General features: G+C 37.8%; 18 protein-coding genes. 7 read left to right on the top strand and 11 right to left on the bottom strand.

Translation table 11 applies throughout. From position 1 onward, the window contains the following. The first annotated feature begins 156 nt into the window (after nucleotides 1-156). Entirely contained in the window at nucleotides 157-687 is a 531-nt protein-coding gene (locus ACHUFV_RS00145; RefSeq protein ID WP_394231291.1) for a CueP family metal-binding protein, read from the top strand. 74 nt (nucleotides 688-761) lie between these two features. Here ACHUFV_RS00145 and ACHUFV_RS00150 read toward each other — a convergent pair whose 3' ends face one another. Then, nucleotides 762-1,337 (bottom strand): hypothetical protein, encoded by a 576-nt coding sequence (locus ACHUFV_RS00150; protein WP_394231293.1) that lies wholly within the window; start codon nucleotides 1,335-1,337, stop codon nucleotides 762-764. Nucleotides 1,338-1,684: 347 nt separating this feature from the next. On the opposite strand from ACHUFV_RS00150, the gene ACHUFV_RS00155 reads away from it, so the two are divergent. Next, nucleotides 1,685-3,055 carry a polysaccharide deacetylase family protein gene (locus ACHUFV_RS00155; RefSeq protein WP_394231295.1) on the top strand — a complete coding sequence of 457 codons (1,371 nt, stop codon included), beginning with the start codon at nucleotides 1,685-1,687 and terminating at the stop codon, nucleotides 3,053-3,055. Nucleotides 3,056-3,134: 79 nt separating this feature from the next. On the opposite strand, the gene ACHUFV_RS00160 is transcribed toward ACHUFV_RS00155, so the two are convergent. The 6 genes from ACHUFV_RS00160 to ACHUFV_RS00185 form a co-directional block, all read right to left on the bottom strand. Further along, the gene (locus ACHUFV_RS00160; RefSeq protein ID WP_394231296.1) at nucleotides 3,135-3,560 is read right to left on the bottom strand and encodes a hypothetical protein; all 426 of its coding nucleotides are present in this window, start codon (nucleotides 3,558-3,560) and stop codon (nucleotides 3,135-3,137) included. Nucleotides 3,561-3,841: 281 nt separating this feature from the next. After that, on the bottom strand, nucleotides 3,842-4,291 hold the full coding sequence (locus ACHUFV_RS00165) for a MarR family winged helix-turn-helix transcriptional regulator (protein ID WP_394231298.1): 450 nt from the start codon (nucleotides 4,289-4,291) through the stop codon (nucleotides 3,842-3,844). A gap of 10 nt (nucleotides 4,292-4,301) precedes the next feature. Continuing rightward, nucleotides 4,302-4,778 carry a glutathione peroxidase gene (locus tag ACHUFV_RS00170; RefSeq protein ID WP_394231300.1) on the bottom strand — a complete coding sequence of 159 codons (477 nt, stop codon included), beginning with the start codon at nucleotides 4,776-4,778 and terminating at the stop codon, nucleotides 4,302-4,304. A gap of 123 nt (nucleotides 4,779-4,901) precedes the next feature. Beyond that, nucleotides 4,902-5,993, bottom strand: coding sequence for a TDT family transporter (locus ACHUFV_RS00175; protein ID WP_394231302.1), 1,092 nt, complete (start codon nucleotides 5,991-5,993; stop codon nucleotides 4,902-4,904). Nucleotides 5,994-6,355: 362 nt separating this feature from the next. Next, nucleotides 6,356-7,354 carry an HAAS signaling domain-containing protein gene (locus tag ACHUFV_RS00180; protein WP_394231303.1) on the bottom strand — a complete coding sequence of 333 codons (999 nt, stop codon included), beginning with the start codon at nucleotides 7,352-7,354 and terminating at the stop codon, nucleotides 6,356-6,358. Then, complete coding sequence (locus ACHUFV_RS00185) at nucleotides 7,341-7,688, bottom strand: PadR family transcriptional regulator (RefSeq protein ID WP_394231305.1); 348 nt, start codon at nucleotides 7,686-7,688, stop codon at nucleotides 7,341-7,343. Before ACHUFV_RS00185 ends, ACHUFV_RS00180 begins: the two co-directional genes overlap by 14 nt. 238 nt (nucleotides 7,689-7,926) lie before the next feature. Between ACHUFV_RS00185 and ACHUFV_RS00190 the strand changes: the two genes are divergently transcribed. Next, on the top strand, nucleotides 7,927-9,441 hold the full coding sequence (locus tag ACHUFV_RS00190) for a catalase (protein WP_394231307.1): 1,515 nt from the start codon (nucleotides 7,927-7,929) through the stop codon (nucleotides 9,439-9,441). Between the two features lie 92 nt (nucleotides 9,442-9,533). Here ACHUFV_RS00190 and ACHUFV_RS00195 read toward each other — a convergent pair whose 3' ends face one another. Further along, a complete protein-coding gene (locus tag ACHUFV_RS00195) occupies nucleotides 9,534-9,779 on the bottom strand; it encodes a DUF1450 domain-containing protein (protein ID WP_394231309.1) in 246 nt (81 codons plus the stop codon). A 283-nt stretch (nucleotides 9,780-10,062) separates the two neighbouring features. Between ACHUFV_RS00195 and ACHUFV_RS00200 the strand changes: the two genes are divergently transcribed. Both ACHUFV_RS00200 and ACHUFV_RS00205 read left to right on the top strand, forming a co-directional pair. Beyond that, the gene (locus ACHUFV_RS00200) at nucleotides 10,063-10,344 is read left to right on the top strand and encodes a DUF2325 domain-containing protein (protein WP_394231311.1); all 282 of its coding nucleotides are present in this window, start codon (nucleotides 10,063-10,065) and stop codon (nucleotides 10,342-10,344) included. Nucleotides 10,345-10,534: 190 nt separating this feature from the next. Next, nucleotides 10,535-10,936 carry an IDEAL domain-containing protein gene (locus tag ACHUFV_RS00205; RefSeq protein ID WP_394231313.1) on the top strand — a complete coding sequence of 134 codons (402 nt, stop codon included), beginning with the start codon at nucleotides 10,535-10,537 and terminating at the stop codon, nucleotides 10,934-10,936. Nucleotides 10,937-11,018: 82 nt separating this feature from the next. Here the strand turns inward: ACHUFV_RS00205 and ACHUFV_RS00210 are convergent, their stop codons facing one another. From ACHUFV_RS00210 to pdxR, 3 genes are all read right to left on the bottom strand, one after another. Continuing rightward, on the bottom strand, nucleotides 11,019-12,269 hold the full coding sequence (locus tag ACHUFV_RS00210) for an erythromycin esterase family protein (protein ID WP_394231315.1): 1,251 nt from the start codon (nucleotides 12,267-12,269) through the stop codon (nucleotides 11,019-11,021). A gap of 91 nt (nucleotides 12,270-12,360) precedes the next feature. Then, nucleotides 12,361-12,933 (bottom strand): biotin transporter BioY, encoded by a 573-nt coding sequence (locus ACHUFV_RS00215; RefSeq protein ID WP_394231317.1) that lies wholly within the window; start codon nucleotides 12,931-12,933, stop codon nucleotides 12,361-12,363. 153 nt (nucleotides 12,934-13,086) lie between these two features. Continuing rightward, on the bottom strand, nucleotides 13,087-14,520 hold the full coding sequence (pdxR, locus tag ACHUFV_RS00220; RefSeq protein ID WP_394231319.1) for a MocR-like pyridoxine biosynthesis transcription factor PdxR: 1,434 nt from the start codon (nucleotides 14,518-14,520) through the stop codon (nucleotides 13,087-13,089). A 149-nt stretch (nucleotides 14,521-14,669) separates the two neighbouring features. Here pdxR and ACHUFV_RS00225 point away from each other — a divergent pair, with 149 nt between their 5' ends. Both ACHUFV_RS00225 and ACHUFV_RS00230 read left to right on the top strand, forming a co-directional pair. Continuing rightward, nucleotides 14,670-15,929 (top strand): benzoate/H(+) symporter BenE family transporter, encoded by a 1,260-nt coding sequence (locus ACHUFV_RS00225; RefSeq protein WP_394231321.1) that lies wholly within the window; start codon nucleotides 14,670-14,672, stop codon nucleotides 15,927-15,929. Nucleotides 15,930-16,061: 132 nt separating this feature from the next. Continuing rightward, nucleotides 16,062-16,616, top strand: coding sequence for a class I SAM-dependent methyltransferase (locus ACHUFV_RS00230; protein WP_394231323.1), 555 nt, complete (start codon nucleotides 16,062-16,064; stop codon nucleotides 16,614-16,616). Nucleotides 16,617-16,645 lie beyond the last annotated feature (29 nt).

A 16,645-nucleotide genomic window follows, 5' to 3' on the forward strand; every position in this document is an offset into this window, starting at 1 on the left:
AAGTTGATGTGTTAACAGATATTTCACAAAGTTTTAATAGGTAATAATACTATTTTACGATAAAATATATTTATAAATTGTGAATGAATACAGGGCACCTGTGACATTTAAAAGGCAGGGGGAAATTTTAGTAAGAGAATGAGAGGTGAATACAACATGAAACGAACTCTCTTTCCATTTTTCTTATTTATTGCCATTAGTCTACTAACAGCTTGCGGCGCAAATGATGAAAAGATGGTGACAGAAAAGGAAACAACGGATATTAAGGCATTAGTGAATGATTTTACAGAGGGTAACATCCAAGATCAATCTGCTTCCATTACATCACATGAACTAATGGTCACAAACAGTGATGAAAGTCAAGAGGTCTATGATCTATCTGAAGAAGACTTCTTTGTCTCAATCGCTCCTTATATTAAGGGGACACATCCTTGACAAGCTCATAACTTGACAGGTTGTCAAGGTGAAATGGTGAAGCAGGACTTTGCTCTACACATAGTGGACAAAGAAGGCAACGTGATAATGGATGAAACAGTGAAATCTCAAGCTAACGGTTTTATTGACCTATGGCTGCCACGCGACAATACTTATCACGTAACGATCACGCAAGGCGATAAGTCAGTAGAATCAGAGATTTCTACGTTCAAGGGTGACAATACTTGTATTACCACGATGCAGCTAAAGTAGAAAAGACACCTGGATAATATAAGAAACAGCTCCGTTCAAGTGAACAGAGCTGTTTTTATTCTATTTCCATTCAATTATTTTACTTTAAATTCTACCTGTGCTTTTAAGTGGTATTTATCCGGCTCAAGATTTGGATCTTTTGGTACCATAAAGTCAGCATAACCATTTACAACATAGTATCCTGTTGGAAAACCATTCTCGATAAAGTCCTTCATAAATTCAATGTATGCTTTCTTATCCTGCTCGCTATAAGCACCGCTGCCTGTATAGTTAACTCTAAGCGGTTCGTCTTTATTCAGCGTGGTAGTCACTAGAGGCTCAGGCATTGGATAAGGAATGTCAATCCCACGGATTTTTTCCTCTATTGGAAAATAAAACGGTGATGCCGCATGCTGGATAGTAATTTCCTGTTCATTACCTATATACTCCAGTTCCCCATATAATGTAACAGATTGACCATTAGGATACACCTTTTGCTCAGAAACAAGACGATAAACAAAATCCCCCTCCTTTACTTCTGCATTTGGATTTTGAACATCATATTGATCCAATTCTCCTGCCACATCCTTACTACTTTTTCCTTCTGTACCGCAGCCACTGCCAATAACGAAAAACGCTAGAATACTAATGAATACTAACCATTTTTTCATAATCAATCACCTCATTCATATAGACGTAATGAAACGTGGAAAAGTTAGCAGGGGGACGGTTCTTTTGCTTCTTTTATTAGGAAGCAAGAGAACCGTCCCCCTGCTTCTTGAACCAAAAGTACCTCTTTTGGATGGGTCTCTTGTTCTATATTCTTGTTGTTGAATTTTGGTTAAAATTGTTAATGGGGAGTAGGTTTGTTTGAAATGCAAAAGATTCAAAGAATGAAAATAAACCAGCTTAATATAATGATATTATCATGCGGTTATTCTGATATAAATCGATTTACATCGAATAGGAGAAAGCATTATGTTCATTTTTATAACCGATCTGAAAGGAAATAAAAAGCTTGATTAGACGTATAGGGTGGATAATTGGAACGGTCATTATTTTATCCTTGATGGTAGCGTTTGCAGGGACAGCACAGGAGGAAATCACTCGATCGCCTGTTGTTTCGACAGAAAAAATAGAGTCAGTAACAAATCTTCCTGATTTTCAACGGAGAACAAGTACAAAAGAAACTAGTACGTATTACTATTCTGTTAGTACCATTTTCACTACTAGCGAACCAATAAATCAGTATATTCAAATGTGGCTGGAGAAGGAGACAGACCAGTTTCTTGGATATGTTGAAGAAAATAAACAAAACAATTTTAAAGAGCATCGAGCCCAATTACATATTTCGGTAAAACTAGATACCGTAACAGATGAAATACATACTCTAACCTTTTCCATAAAAAATAAGGGAACTGATAGGCAGGATGCTACCAAAATTTTTAATCTTGATCTTACAGATAACAAGATTTTAAGTTTATCAGATGTTTTGAATGTAGATGAAAGCAATGTGGAAGGATTTCGTTCAATTTTAAAAGAACAGTCCAATACAGAAGCGGAAATCAGCCTATCTGAATGGCTGGGAGCGGCATTCGACAAGCCTGAGCAATTCAATTGGCAAATGAACCAATCATTTTTGACTCTTTATCAGGTTGAACGGGAAAACAGTAACAAAATAGAAATTCCAGTTGAATCATTGTGGCCGTATGTAACAGAGTATATCATAAATCGCTTACAACTGACTCCACCGAAGGAAGGAGTCAAGTTACTTGATCCTGCAGAGAAGTACGTTGCGCTTACTTTTGATGATGGACCAAGTCCAGCTGTGACACCGCTGATACTTGAAATACTTAAGCAGAATGGGGCAAAGGCAACCTTTTTTATGATTGGGAACCGGGTACAAAACTATCCTGAAATTGCCAAACAGGTAGCAAATGAAGGGCATGAGATTGGAAATCATACAGGCAGCCATCCAAATCTGACAAAATTAAGTGAGGCACAAATTTGGCAGGAAATAGTAGGAAACAGTCAACTGATTGAAGGGGTTATTGGACGTTCACCCACCTGCTTCCGACCTCCTTATGGGGTGTACAATCCAATTGTTGAAAAAGTGGCCTTCGAACATTATGTGCCAATTGTATTATGGTCAGTTGATTCACTCGATTGGAAAAATCGGAATCCGGAGGGAGTCAATACGCGGGTAGAGGAAACCGTTACACCTGGATCCATCGTACTTTTACATGACATTCATCAATCAACAGCAGAGGCTTTACCTGCTTTAATGACGGGGCTACGAAATCAGGGGTACCAGTTCGTTACCATTTCTGAGCTTATTTCGTTGCAAGGGATAAGCGGTAACGGCCCATTTTATGGAGTGGCAAAATAAAATAGGGCAGGGAGATAACCTGTCCTATTGTAGTTGCAAAAAATAAGCGAACAGCTGCTGCAAGCTGTTCGCTTAACTATTACCAACGTAAAGCAATTAGCAGATCGCAGCAATCTCCCCCATACTTTGCGTTATCCAGGATGATCCGAATACCTGTTGGAGTAAAGGCGGTTTTAACCTTAATTGTAATGCCTGTTGATTTAATTAATTTCATTACTTTTTTTTCATCTGACACTTGGGCTGCACTCATCAAATCATGGGCAAATTGTTTGGAGTTAGCAAGCTTATTTATCAGTAATTCAGCCTGTTTAATAAGCTGCTGGAATCTGTGGACAGATGCTTCAAGTTGTTGAGTATCAACGTTAGGATATTGTCTTTGCTGTGGAATAGAATTCCATCCTTGCATGGGTACTTGATTATGCCATGAATAATGTTGGAAACAAAAAGGCTCTGTTAAAGGCGGATTATAATAAGGAACTGCCGGATAAGAAAACTGGTAATACAAAGGAGCTCCTCCTCAAATGTATTTGGCTGTGTGAATGTGAACGACATTTACAGGTAATAAAACAGGAATACACAATACGCATCTATCCATGTAATCATTACCAAAAAAAGTGAAACAATGATATCATATGGCAATCATTTCTAATGGTTACCATCATGCATGTGTTAATTTTGGATTCAAACGATGTTCAGTTAGGTTTCTCGAAGAAAATGAGGAAAGAGTGTTTGTTATTTTGAGAGCGATGCTACATTAAAAAGAAGCAAGACAAGCTTACTTCTTTGTTAGTTTTCATTGCGATTTTTTAATTTATTATGCAACTTTTTTAATTGCTCCATGAGCTGTTCATATTCCCGGAGTTCAATATGACAGGATAGGATTTCTTCCTTCACTTTTTGTGTGATTTCCTGCTGTTCTTGAATGGCTTTTGGTTGTATATAAATATACACTTTTCTTTCATCCGTTTTGGAGCGTTCTTTTCTAAGCCAGTCATTGTCGGACATTCGTGTAATCATAGGTGTTAACGTTCCAGTTCCAAGGTTTAACTTTGACCCTAATTCTTTTAATGTAACTCCGTCTTTTTCCCATAAAGCCAATAGAACTAGATATTGAGGATAGGTAAGTCCGAATGGCTGAAGGACGCTTGTATAAAGTTTATTAAATTCACTCGATGTTTCGTAGACAGCGAAACATAACTGTTTTTCTAATGATAAAAAGTTTTCCACAAGAATCACCTAGAGCTTCTTAGAATAATTTGACTAAATCCTCTTCAATTTTGGCAGGGTCTGTAGTTGGTGCATAGCGTTCCACAACCTGACCCTTAGAATCAATAAGGAATTTCGTGAAATTCCATTTAATCTTTTTAGAAAGGACACCCTTTTTCTGTTCTTTTAAGAAGGTGAATAAGGGGTCTTCATTGTCACCATTTACATCAATTTTTGCGAACATTGGAAAGGTTACACCATAATTCATTTGGCAAAATTGAGTGGTTTCATCAATATTATCGAATTCTTGGTTATTAAATTGGTCACAGGGAAAACCTAGAACCTCCAATCCTTGCTCCTTGTATTTATCATATACCTCTTGAAGTCCTTTAAATTGAGGAGTTAATCCGCATTTACTGGCTGTATTTACAATAATGAGCGGTATTCCTTCAAATTCCTTTAAGGGTTTGTCCTTACCATTCGGCATTTTTACTGTAAAATCGTAGATTGAAGACATGATGATTCCTCCTGGGGATAAATAATTAGATACAATTAAATCGTTTACGATTAAATCTTACACGATTTAAATCTATTTAGCAAACCATCCATAAAAAAGAAGCAGAAGAACCGTCCCTCTGCTTCAAAATGGCAATTGTTGCTGCTGTTGATGTGTTTGCTTTTGTTTCATATTTTTATAGGTGTGCATGCTGAGTAGATAGATTTCGATGAGTATGTGTACGACGATGACAATGGGTAAGTATGTGAGTACTAGGTGTCGTAGGATTTCTATTGGCACCCAATTGTTTAAAGGCAGTTTTTCTGTGAAAAATAAAAGCATCCCGAATGTAAAAATTCTCGCCCATTGGGTAGGGGAGTATATCCATATCCCTTTTGTCCATCCATATAGTTTGATTCGCTGAACTGCCCGAATAACTTCAATTGTTTCAACTGTAAGAAAGAGAGTGAAAGCTGTTAACCAAATGAATTCAATTATCATAGCGGCTTCAAGATGGGAAATAGTCAAGGATACTCCGGTAATCGATAGTGCGCCATGAATAATACAATTGGTATTTTTCCAGCTTTCAGTAAAATCTCCATTTTTTCTGAGACTATAATGAAGGACAATGAGTCCAAGATTTAATAGGTAAAAAATAAGACCTATAATTAGTAGAATGCTCGCGAACAATGGTGGAAAAGAGCGTCCAAATGAATGATACCCAGAAATGACAATGGATTGGGTAGCCACACATGACAGGAGCAATCCCCCGTGAATGTTATGTATATAGGAGGGAAACTTTCGGAATATAACCAAATAATTCCTTACAAGCAAAACAATATATAAAAACCAAAAGAGCAGATTTAGAAATAAAAGGATATGCGATATGAGCTGAAACTGCTTATCCGCAAGGATAATGATTATAATGGATGTTGCTGCAATCCATGTACCGATTGAAAAACTGGCCAATGGATCTTTTATATGTGATGAAAAAAATACTCCCTGAAGCAGATCTAACATGTAATGAATAATCACCCAATAGGCTACACAGATGATGGCGTAAAAAAGAAAAGCATGTATGAAAGGACTTTCTAATTCCGTAAATATTCCCTTCAACATGATCCCCATAGCCATAATAGGGGCACCTGCAACGGTTGAAATAGTAGGCCGATCCATTTTCACGTTAACGAAAATCGCTAATAGAAGTATGGGTACTAATAACAAAATACAAATCATATTAAGCTCCTATGTTGTCAAAATAGTATTGTTTCATTAATAAATTTGAATAGCTATTCTTCCTTTATCATAATCCATTTAAATAATATTGCGAAGAAAATTTTCACTATTTCAATATTATTAATAGTATTATATAACATTACCGTGTTTTAAAGGAGAAATCACTTCTTTCCTTTTCAATAGACGCCCATACAAAACGCAAGTGTAGGTATTGCTGCCATGGTGGTGCGATTCAAAAAACGGCAGATAAGTTATTTATCTTTTCTCAAGAAAACTAAAAATGATCAAGGCAGAAGATAATAAATTATCGTTTGACTAATAAAAAAAGCGAACAATTTTGTTCGCTTTTTTGTGCATAAATTCTATCGAATGCGAGCTTTCCGGAAACCATCAATAATTGAGAGAATCGAAAACACGACAAACATGAGAATGATACCGCCAGTCAGCCATGCAGTAAATTGCTCTGGGAGTATTGAAAAGATGTCGGCCATATACGAAACAAACTCTTGCTGTAATAGATTGTTGTTACTGATAATGAATATAAATAAACCAGTAGCAATAATCTCGTGAGCAGTGTTCCATATGGCCATTTTTTGCGTCCACTGTCCTTTAATAAACTTGTAGAGATATAGTGCAATCTCAATTGTAATGACAGCTATTACAGCCGGCCAGTAAGAAAGAAGCACCTCTTGGTTTAAAGCAGGCATAATGAAATCAAGCCGGCCGCCACCGCCTTCATAGACACCAACTAAATGATCAGCATAAAAATATATACTTGCCCAAATCGCTGTCCATAGAAAACCACCAAACACTTCACATTTCGTAATGGCCTTTTTCTTTGGTATATAAGGGAGGTCTTTCAAATCATCAGGGGTCCATGGTTTATAGTTTTTTGTCAATGGTGAGTTATCATTACTTTTATCAGCTCGTTCAATGATCGCAAATGTAAGTGTTAACCAGAAAAAGACTTGCATGCCGACTTCAATTAATACCCAAATGCCTTTAGAAAAAATCGTGATAATCACATTCATAACCGCTTCCTCACCATTGTAGCTGACAAAATAAGAAGCGAACATCGAAATGAGTGCAATCGTTCCGGCAATTGGTAAAATCATTTTCAATAACGAGACATATACATCATAATATCGCGGACCAATCAGATGCATAGGCTGATCCCGATACCTGCTGGCTAACAAAACGGGACTACCTAATTTTTTAAGAACGGATTTCACATCTTCCTCCGAATAATCATCAGGTAGCATATCCTCAATAGTGGACCTCAGCTCAAGACCAATATCCTCACGATTTTTCTCCGGCAGCCGTCTTGTAACCTCATGAATATAAATCTCAATAAGATTCATCGTCTTCCTCCCCTTTTAATAATCCGTACAGCTCCTTAGAATTCTTAATCCATTCCTTTTTTAGCTGTAAAAAAATCTCCAACCCATAATCACTTAACACATAATACTTTCGCGGTCTGCTTTCTGAAGTATCCCAACTGCTTGTCACCAGCTCTTGCTTTTCTAAACGGCGAAGTAATGGATATAAGGTACTTTGGTCAATTGAAATGCCTGATTGTTCTAAGAGCTGTACAAGTGAATAGCCGTACTGGGGCGATCGTAATTGGCTAAGCACTGCTAACGTCAATGTTCCTCGCCTAAGCTCTGTTAATAATGAATTCAGTAATGTACTCATTCACCCACCTCATTTATTAATACTATATGACATACACTATATGGTTTATACTATGTATCATACACTATTGTTGTTCCAATAACAATTGAAAATCAGCAATATCCTTATATATTTAATAAATAAAAATAATATTGATAACTTGAACGATAATTGCATACTGTCTTATAATGGAATTTTTTTAATATAAACTAAATATCTTTTAATAATGAATCTAACTGGGTAGGGAGGATATCTCTTAATGGCAGATAAAAACAACCAAAACGGTAATGAAGAGAAAAAGCAGGATAAAAAAATGACAACGGCCTTTGGTGCTCCGGTGACAAATGATGATGATAGCAAAACAGCTGGAAAACGAGGTCCATTGTTAATGGAGGATGTTTGGTTTCTAGAAAAGCTTGCTCATTTTGATAGAGAAGTAATTCCTGAAAGGCGAATGCATGCGAAGGGCTCTGGAGCATACGGTACCTTTACGGTAACTAATGATATAACAAAGTATACAAAGGCAGCGATTTTTTCAGAAGTGGGCAAGAAAACAGACATGTTTATTCGATTTTCTACTGTGGCAGGGGAGAGAGGGGCAGCTGATGCTGAACGAGATATTCGCGGTACGGCTATGAAATTTTATACAGAGGAGGGGAATTGGGATTTAGTTGGTAATAACACACCGGTATTTTTCTTAAGAGATCCAAAGCGCTTTCCAGATTTGAACCATGTCGTAAAACGTGATCCGAAAACAAATATGCACAGTGCGCAGGCAAACTGGGATTTTTGGACATCATTGCCGGAGGCTCTTCATCAAGTAACTATTACCATGAGTGACCGCGGGATTCCAGCATCGTATCGAAATATGCATATGTTCGGCAGCCATGCATTCAGCTTCATTAACGCAAATAGTGAACGTGTATGGGTAAAATTCCATTTTGTCACACAGCAGGGTATTAAAAACTTAACAGATCAGGAATCAGTCGAAATAATTGGAAAAGATCGTGAAAGTCATCAACGAGATTTATTCGAAGCAATTGCACGCGGTGATTATCCAAAATGGAAATTGTATATTCAGGTCATGACAGATGAGCAGGCAGCAAATCTGCCGTACAATCCATTCGATTTAACAAAAGTGTGGTATAAGAAGGATTTTCCACTGATTGAGGTAGGGGAAGTGGAGCTTAATAGAAATCCGGAGAATTATTTTGCTGAAGTAGAGCAGGCGGCATTTGCCCCAACCAATATTGTGCCAGGTATAGGCTTTTCACCGGATCGAATGCTGCAAGGGCGTTTATTCTCATACGGTGATGCGCAGCGCTATCGTTTAGGAGTTAACCACTGGCAGATACCTGTGAACTATCCGAAAAAGGCGAAGAACTTCCACCCCTATCATCGGGACGGCGCAATGCGAATCCATCATGCTTCAGAAGGAGTAGTATCCTATTCACCGAACAGCAGCGGGGAATGGCAGGATTCAAAGGAACACCAAGAACCCGTTTTCAATCCTCAAGGCGGTACGGATTTTTACAATTTCCGTGATGATGATGATCTTTATTATGAGCAGCCAGGTAAGTTATTTAATCTAATGACAAAAGACGAGCAGCAGCGATTATTTGATAATACAGCCAGAAATATGCAGGGGACGACAAAGGAGGTTCAATTAAGACATATAAATAACTGCTACAGAGCGGACCCAGCCTATGGAACAGGTGTTGCGAAAGCACTCAGCATTCCGATGAGTGAGGTTGAGGCAGCGAAAGGAAACTAATAAGTGAATAAAAGCAATGCCCTTCCTCCGGTAAAAGAGTTAGTGCATTGCTTTTATCTTAGAAATCAGTCCTATTCATTTATTAGAAAAGCTTAACGAACGGGCTCTACTTCTAACTGTTGATAGATCTTTTCAACTAATTGGTCAGAGGTATCCGCATAAACGTACTCACCGTTTACAACCGCATACAACGACTTAGCACATTGATGACAATTTGTCATACATCCATAAGCTGTTGTTTCAATGTGTAAATCCCTTTCAATCATTTGACGAGCCTTTTTCGAACCATCCCGTCTCTCTAAATTCAACATACAAAATTCAATCTTCGGGTTTATCATTCTATTACACTCCATATCTCTATAATTTTCTGCAAGAAAAAGAATCCAATAATTAATCCTTATTTTCTACTAATAGTAAGCCATTTAAAAACATTTCACAATATTTATAATTTGGAAGCAGGTGGACGGTTCTCCTGCTTCCTTTAATTTTATATTTTTAGAATTTGTTGACAATGATAATCGTTATCACTTAGAATAATACATATACAAATGATAATCATTTTCAATTAATGAATAAAAATCTTTTAATACAAACAAAAATAGACTATTGGAGGAGATTGACGTGAATTCCCTGCTTATTATTGGAGGAGATAGTCTAGGAGTAATCCCGGATAAATTATCTTCATATGGTTTTGATGAAATTTTACATACAAACGGAAGAAAGGTAAAAATGATTAATCAAAAAATTCCCGAACACATTAACTGCATCCTTGTGTTAACAGACTACGTAAATCATAATCTATCAACTGTAATCAAAAAAAGGGCTAAAAATAAATCAATTCCTATCTTCTATGCAAAGCGCTCCTGGTCTTCCATCCATCAAGCGCTCGAAGGAGTTATATAGGTGGGAATTCTATTCGCACAATTGATAACTTAATGGGCATGTATTTGCATGATAGAAAGAATCTCCTACTGCATCCTCAAGACTATACCCACACCAACAGAATGCAGATTCTGTCCTTTTACCAAACAACCTGTATAGAGAGTCAAACTGATCATATGAATCATAGCTTGAATAAAAAGGAGAGAAAAGAATGTACCGGCATTTTATTGTAAAAGAAACCTTTAAACATAGAAAAGAATGTTTTTGCCCTGATCAAGCACATGCGCATGATGTTACTATTTATGAAGGAGATATTATTGAAATCATCAATGATCGCAGATATATCGATGATAAAGGGTGGTATTTTTTAATCAGTATAAATAGTCTGAATGAATTCTATCTGTCACTTGAAGAATTAGAAAACTATTATGCAAGTGGAGTAATAGTATCAGCCACAGATATTGAATTATCGTTAAACTACTTTCAATTTAAAATCGATGAAGCGTTAGATATGGGAGATGAAGAGCGATTTTTCCAGTTTACACAGAATTTTATTGAAGCACGGTCACTTTTGCAAAAAATTGAGAATTATGTACTTAAAGTGCCGCTATGACCGGTATACAGGTAGTTTATCATTTCCAAAAGGTACCCCGACAAAATTCAGGGTTACCTTCTTATTCTTATAAATTTACCACTTATAGTGGAGATAATGCCTTTGTCTTTTCTATATGAATAAAAGCATCGTACCGTTCAGAAAGCCGTGATGGAACATAATTTCCATGATGTTCATACTGTGGGTGATAGACAACGCCAATGGCACGGTGTCCGATTACATCACAAAATACATTTCTATTTTCTTCAGTAAACATCAAATATTGATTTGCAGGAAGTGCTCTGTGGAGGGATTCTTCCCAGCTGCCATTCGTTGCCTGTGGGACAGGCATTATTTCATAAGGGACTCCCCACTTTGTCGCAGCAATTACGGTTCCTTGGTAGGTACCAAATCCAATGGCATAAATGTTTTCGCGGCCGTATTTTTCACGTGTTAATTGACCGACATTGACCATGCCTTCACTGGCCATATCTGTGGCCCGAGCATCTCCAATATGTGTGTTATGTTCCCATACAATCCCTTTTGCATTTGTACCATAGAATTGTCCAATATAATCAAGGGTCTCAACCATATGGCGGTCGCGAATATTCCAGGATTCATTATCATCGGTAATCATGGTATGATAATAATGCTCGGCATTGCTTGTAACGATCGCATTAATTTTCATATTAAGCTCAGATTCAGACTCATCTGGATCCAGTTCTTTATTTTTCCATATTGAATGTAAAAGCTCTAAGATCTCATCTACGCAGTTTTCACCGTAAAAAGCAGCGGAGATACCATACTTTTCGGATTTTCGTTCAAACGGGTCAAAGCATTCAATGGCCTTTAGAGCTTTCTCTAAAACGGGTGAATGACTTTTTTGCAGGTAATCAACTATTGCTTCCATTGATTCCCATAAGCTGTATACATCAAGACCGTAAAATCCGACTTTTTTTCCTGTTTGGGTTTGGTTATAGGAGTAGAGCCAGTCTATTAGTTCAACAATTTCTGCATTAGCCCACATCCATCCAGGCCAGCGGTTGAAGGATTTCTTTAAGACATCCATTGCTGAAGCATACTCCGGTGCCATACCTTTTATGTAGCGATTTACCTCGTAACAGGCCGGCCAGTCACCCTCAACAGCCACAAATGAGAAGCCATGCCCCTGTATAAGCTGCTTTGTTAAGCCTGCACGGGTTGTGTAAAACTCACTTGTGCCATGGCTTGCTTCCCCAAGCAGGACATATTTTGCCCGGCTTGCCATCGTAATTATAGGATTTAGCTCTGATAATGATGAAAATGGAACAGTATATTGTTTAATCTGATCAATTAATTGGACTGTTTTAAGCATTTTTTCACCTCTATCACGTAGTATGTACAAAAAATAAAGCAAAAGAAACCGTCCAATAAATGGATGGTTTCTTTTGCTAAAGTGGGCATTTTTACATATTCACATTTGTATGTGATGATAATAAAAGCTTTGAGGATATTAATCGCTTTCTGACAACGACGCCAATCCACGAAGCGAGGGCAGCTTTAATGATTCCAACAATAATAAAAGGTGTAAAACCGCTGGCTAATGCGGCAGTCCAAGAAAGGTTAGCAGATATTTTCAACCATACAGTTCCAAAAGCAAGGGTGATCAACATTCCGATGATATTAGCAATTAGTGCATTTGTAAAAGTAAATCCCCATTTTTCCATATAAAAGCCGATAATAAATGCCGCTGGGATAAAGCCAACTAAAAATCCTCCCGTTGGTCCAACAAGCTTGGATATCCCTGCTGAAAATTCAGCAAAAACGGGAACTCCGGCTGAACCAATGATTAAATACAAAAGGACAGCAAGCGTACCATTCCGGGATCCCAGAATTGTTGCTGCAATTCCAATCGCTAACGTTTGCCCTGTAATGGGAACAAGCGGGAGAGGAATTGTAATTTGAGCAAGAATCCCTATTATAGCAGCAAACAAAGCAATCATAATCATGGATCTTAATTTTATTTGATCTTTTGTCATCAAGCATTCTCCTTTATGTTAACTAAAAAAAAATATAGTTTACATATAAACTATAAGGTTGGCAGAATTATTTGTCAATAGAAAATTTTAATATTATAGTATATCAGAAAGAGAGGTACCAGTTTCATCTTCTGAACCTCTCAAATTATTGGATTATATTTGTTCAAGAACCTCAGCAAATCGTGAAACAGCCTCTCTGATGGATTCCTTTTTTAAATGGGCAAAGGTTAAACGAACATAACCGTTTGGTGAGCCATACACACTGCCAGGCATAAAAAGTATTTTATGCTTGATTCCCTCATCAACCAGTTTTTGATCGTCCACATCCCGGTTTATTTTACACCAAATAAAAAGACCGCCTTTTGGGACAGTAAACGCCACTTTATTCCCCAAAATCTCATGAAGTACAGTAACCATTTCATTTCTTCTTTCTACTAATTCATATCGCAAAAAATCCAAATGCCTTGGATATTCAGGCGATTGTAAAAACTGATTGGCAATCATCTGAGGAAATACACTTAAACCAAAGTCAATTTGTTCCCGTGCATCAGCCAATCGGTTAATAACTGATTGAGGACCAATCAACCAGCCGATTCGCAAACTGGAGCCGATCACTTTGGAAAGTGAACCAACATATAATACGTTCCCACTGCGGTCAAGGGATTTCATCGGCATATGCTGTTCATCCTCAAAGGTGAGCAAGCTAACAGGATCATCCTCTACAATCGGAATCCCTAGTTCAGCCGATATTTCCAATACTTTCTTTCTGCGTGTTTCACTGAGAATGGCACCGGTTGGACTATGATAGGTTGGATTCAAGAAAATCATTCTAATTTTATGCTTTTCGTGTAACGTCAAGATATCATCCGGATTAATCCCGTTTGCATCGACGGGGAGTCCAAAGATTCTTAGACCCGCAGATTGAAACAACGGCAGGGAATAACAATAGGAGGGTGCTTCAATTGCAACTGCATCACCAGGGTTCAGTAAACACTGTGTAATCAAATGCAATGCCTGCTGCGCTCCTGAAGTGATGAGGACAGAAGAACTTGTAGTATGAATTTGATGATATTCCTTTACATAGTTGGCAATCGTCTCACGGAGAGATAATAAACCTTGTGAATGCTCATACTCTAAATCATTTGGAAAAGGTTGTTTAGAGAGCACGGACTGCAGGTACTCCGTTGGGAACAGGTCTGATGATAATTTCCCATTTGCTAAATTAAAGCCGTTCTCCATTATTTTTGCTTCGCCCCTGATGCGTCTTATTAAGGGATAGGAAGGGATAAAGGATCCGCCTTCAATATATCTCCGCCAATTTGTCACACCTTTTGGGAGAATACCCCATTTATGTGAGCTGACACGGGTACCACTGCCTTTTTTCCTTTCCACAAGCCCGGATGCCTGAAGTTCATCATACACATGTGCGATTGTCATCCTGTTTACATTTAATTGCTGTGCTAATTTCCGTTCCGACGGTAAAAGGCTGCCTGGCGGATATTCCCCATATGAGATTTTTTCTTCTATATATTCGTAAATTTGCTGATAAAGCGGTTTATCATCATCGCGGTTTACTTTCCATTCCATTCTATAACACCTCAGCCAATCATGACTTATCTTTTTCTGAATTGGATTATTCGACGACAATCCAATTGGATGAGTACAAAGTGAATTTTTTAACTTATCATATAAATTACATATTATCATTAAATAATCATGTTCGAAAGGAGTTAGAAATGAATACATTTCGTACGAATCTTAAAGATCTACGCCAAAATCTTAATGTAAATACAGTAAGTGCTGGTTTAGTAGCGGCTATTTTTGGCTGTACAGGTCCGGCGTTAATCATCATTGGCGGTGCAACAAATGGTGGGTTAACTTATACGGAAACAATCAGCTGGATATTTGCTGTTTACTTCTTCAGTGGATTACTTGGTATGTATTTAGCATTAAAATACCGTCAGCCAATTTCTGCTGCACATTCCATTGCGGGAGCTGTATTAGTTGCAGGGTCATTAACCCATTTTTCTATAAGTGAGGCAGTGGGAGCCTATTTGGTCGCACATATCCTTGTTATTGTCCTTGGTGCATCCGGACTGATTGATAAAGTCATGAAGTTAATTCCGCTTCCGATAGTAATGGGAATGATTGTCGGGGTGATGATTCGTTTTGCAACAGAAATGATCACCGCTGTTACCGTATCACCGCTATTGGCAGGTGCTGCTATTATCGTATTTATGCTTTCAACTCGTTTTCTGAAAAAGGTTCCGCCTGTTTTATCAGCCTTAATTGTTGCAGTCGTGCTAGCCGTAGTGACAGGTGCCTTTAGTGTTCAGAATGTCCAGGATACATTTATTTTACCGCATTTAGTTATGCCAGCTTTTAGCATTGATGCTATTATTTCTATCGGTATTCCATTAGCCTTACTTATTATTTGTACTGAAAACGCACAAGCAACAGGGGTGTTGATGGCTCAAGGATACAATCCACCTAATAATGCGATGGCCTATAAAGGCTCAATCGTCGGACTTATTGCTTCATTATTTGGTGGTCATGCAATCAATATCGCAGGACCAATGACAGCTATTTGTTCTTCCAAAGAAGTTGGAGAAAAAGATAGCAGGTTTGCAGCATCGTTTGCAAATGGTGGATTCTTTGCTATTTTTGGCTTATTTGCTTCACTTGTTGTTCCATTTGTTATTGCAATGCCAAGTGTGATTGTTACAGTCATTGCAGGACTTGCCATGCTGGGCGTTTTAATCAACTCGCTTAAAACAGCTTTTTCTGATACGAAATTTCAAATGGGGGCCTTTTTTGCCTTAATTATTGGAATGTCAGGTATTACCTTTTTCAACATCGGGGCACCGTTATGGGCCATTATCGGAAGCTTAATTGTTTCTTTCCTTGTTGAAAAGGATCATTTTAAATCAAGAGTAAAAGAAGCTAAAGAACAGGTTAAAACAGTGAAAAAAGGAAAAGTGGAAACAACCGCTTAAATAGAAAAAATCATTAAGTAGCAGATTCATGGAAAAAGAAATCTCTAAATAATCGGAGGTTTCTTTTTTGTATGTCCAAGAGATAATGGTAAAATGGGTGGCAAATGAAAAGTGACAAGGAGATATGCGCATATGGATTCTAAACGGAAATGGAATGGAAAGTATAAAGAAAGACTTCTGAAGAGTGAAGAGTCTTCACCAAATGTAAGGCTGCAGGAATTGTCATCCTATCTAATCGGTGGAACGGCCCTTGATCTCGCATGTGGTCTTGGCGGTAACAGCATGTTCCTCGCAAATCTTGGCTATCAAGTAAAGGCTGTTGATATCTCTGACGTAGCGATAGAATACCTTCAATTACAGTCTGAAAAGAAACAGCTTACCATGCAACCGAGAATGGCCGACTTGACCGATTGGCAGAGCCTTGGTTTAGTGGAGGAATCGTTTGATTTAATTCTTATAACGTATTATTTGGATCGATCCATTTTTCCACTACTTAAAACTGTTTTGAAGGAGAACGGGTATTTTTTTATGGAGACGTTCTATCTGTCACCTAAAAACGAACAAATCGTATCAGATCAATTCAAGCTAAAGCCAAATGAACTTCTTGAGGTGTTTGGCAGCTGGAAGATTCTTTACTATGAAGAAAATGAATTAGAGGGGAGACAGACTATTTTTTGCCGGAAATGATATATAAAAAACGAAAGCAGGGAGGAGCA

It is taken from the genome of Niallia oryzisoli, from assembly GCF_043641075.1.
Lineage (GTDB): Bacteria > Bacillota > Bacilli > Bacillales > Cytobacillaceae > Bacillus_BD > Bacillus_BD oryzisoli_A.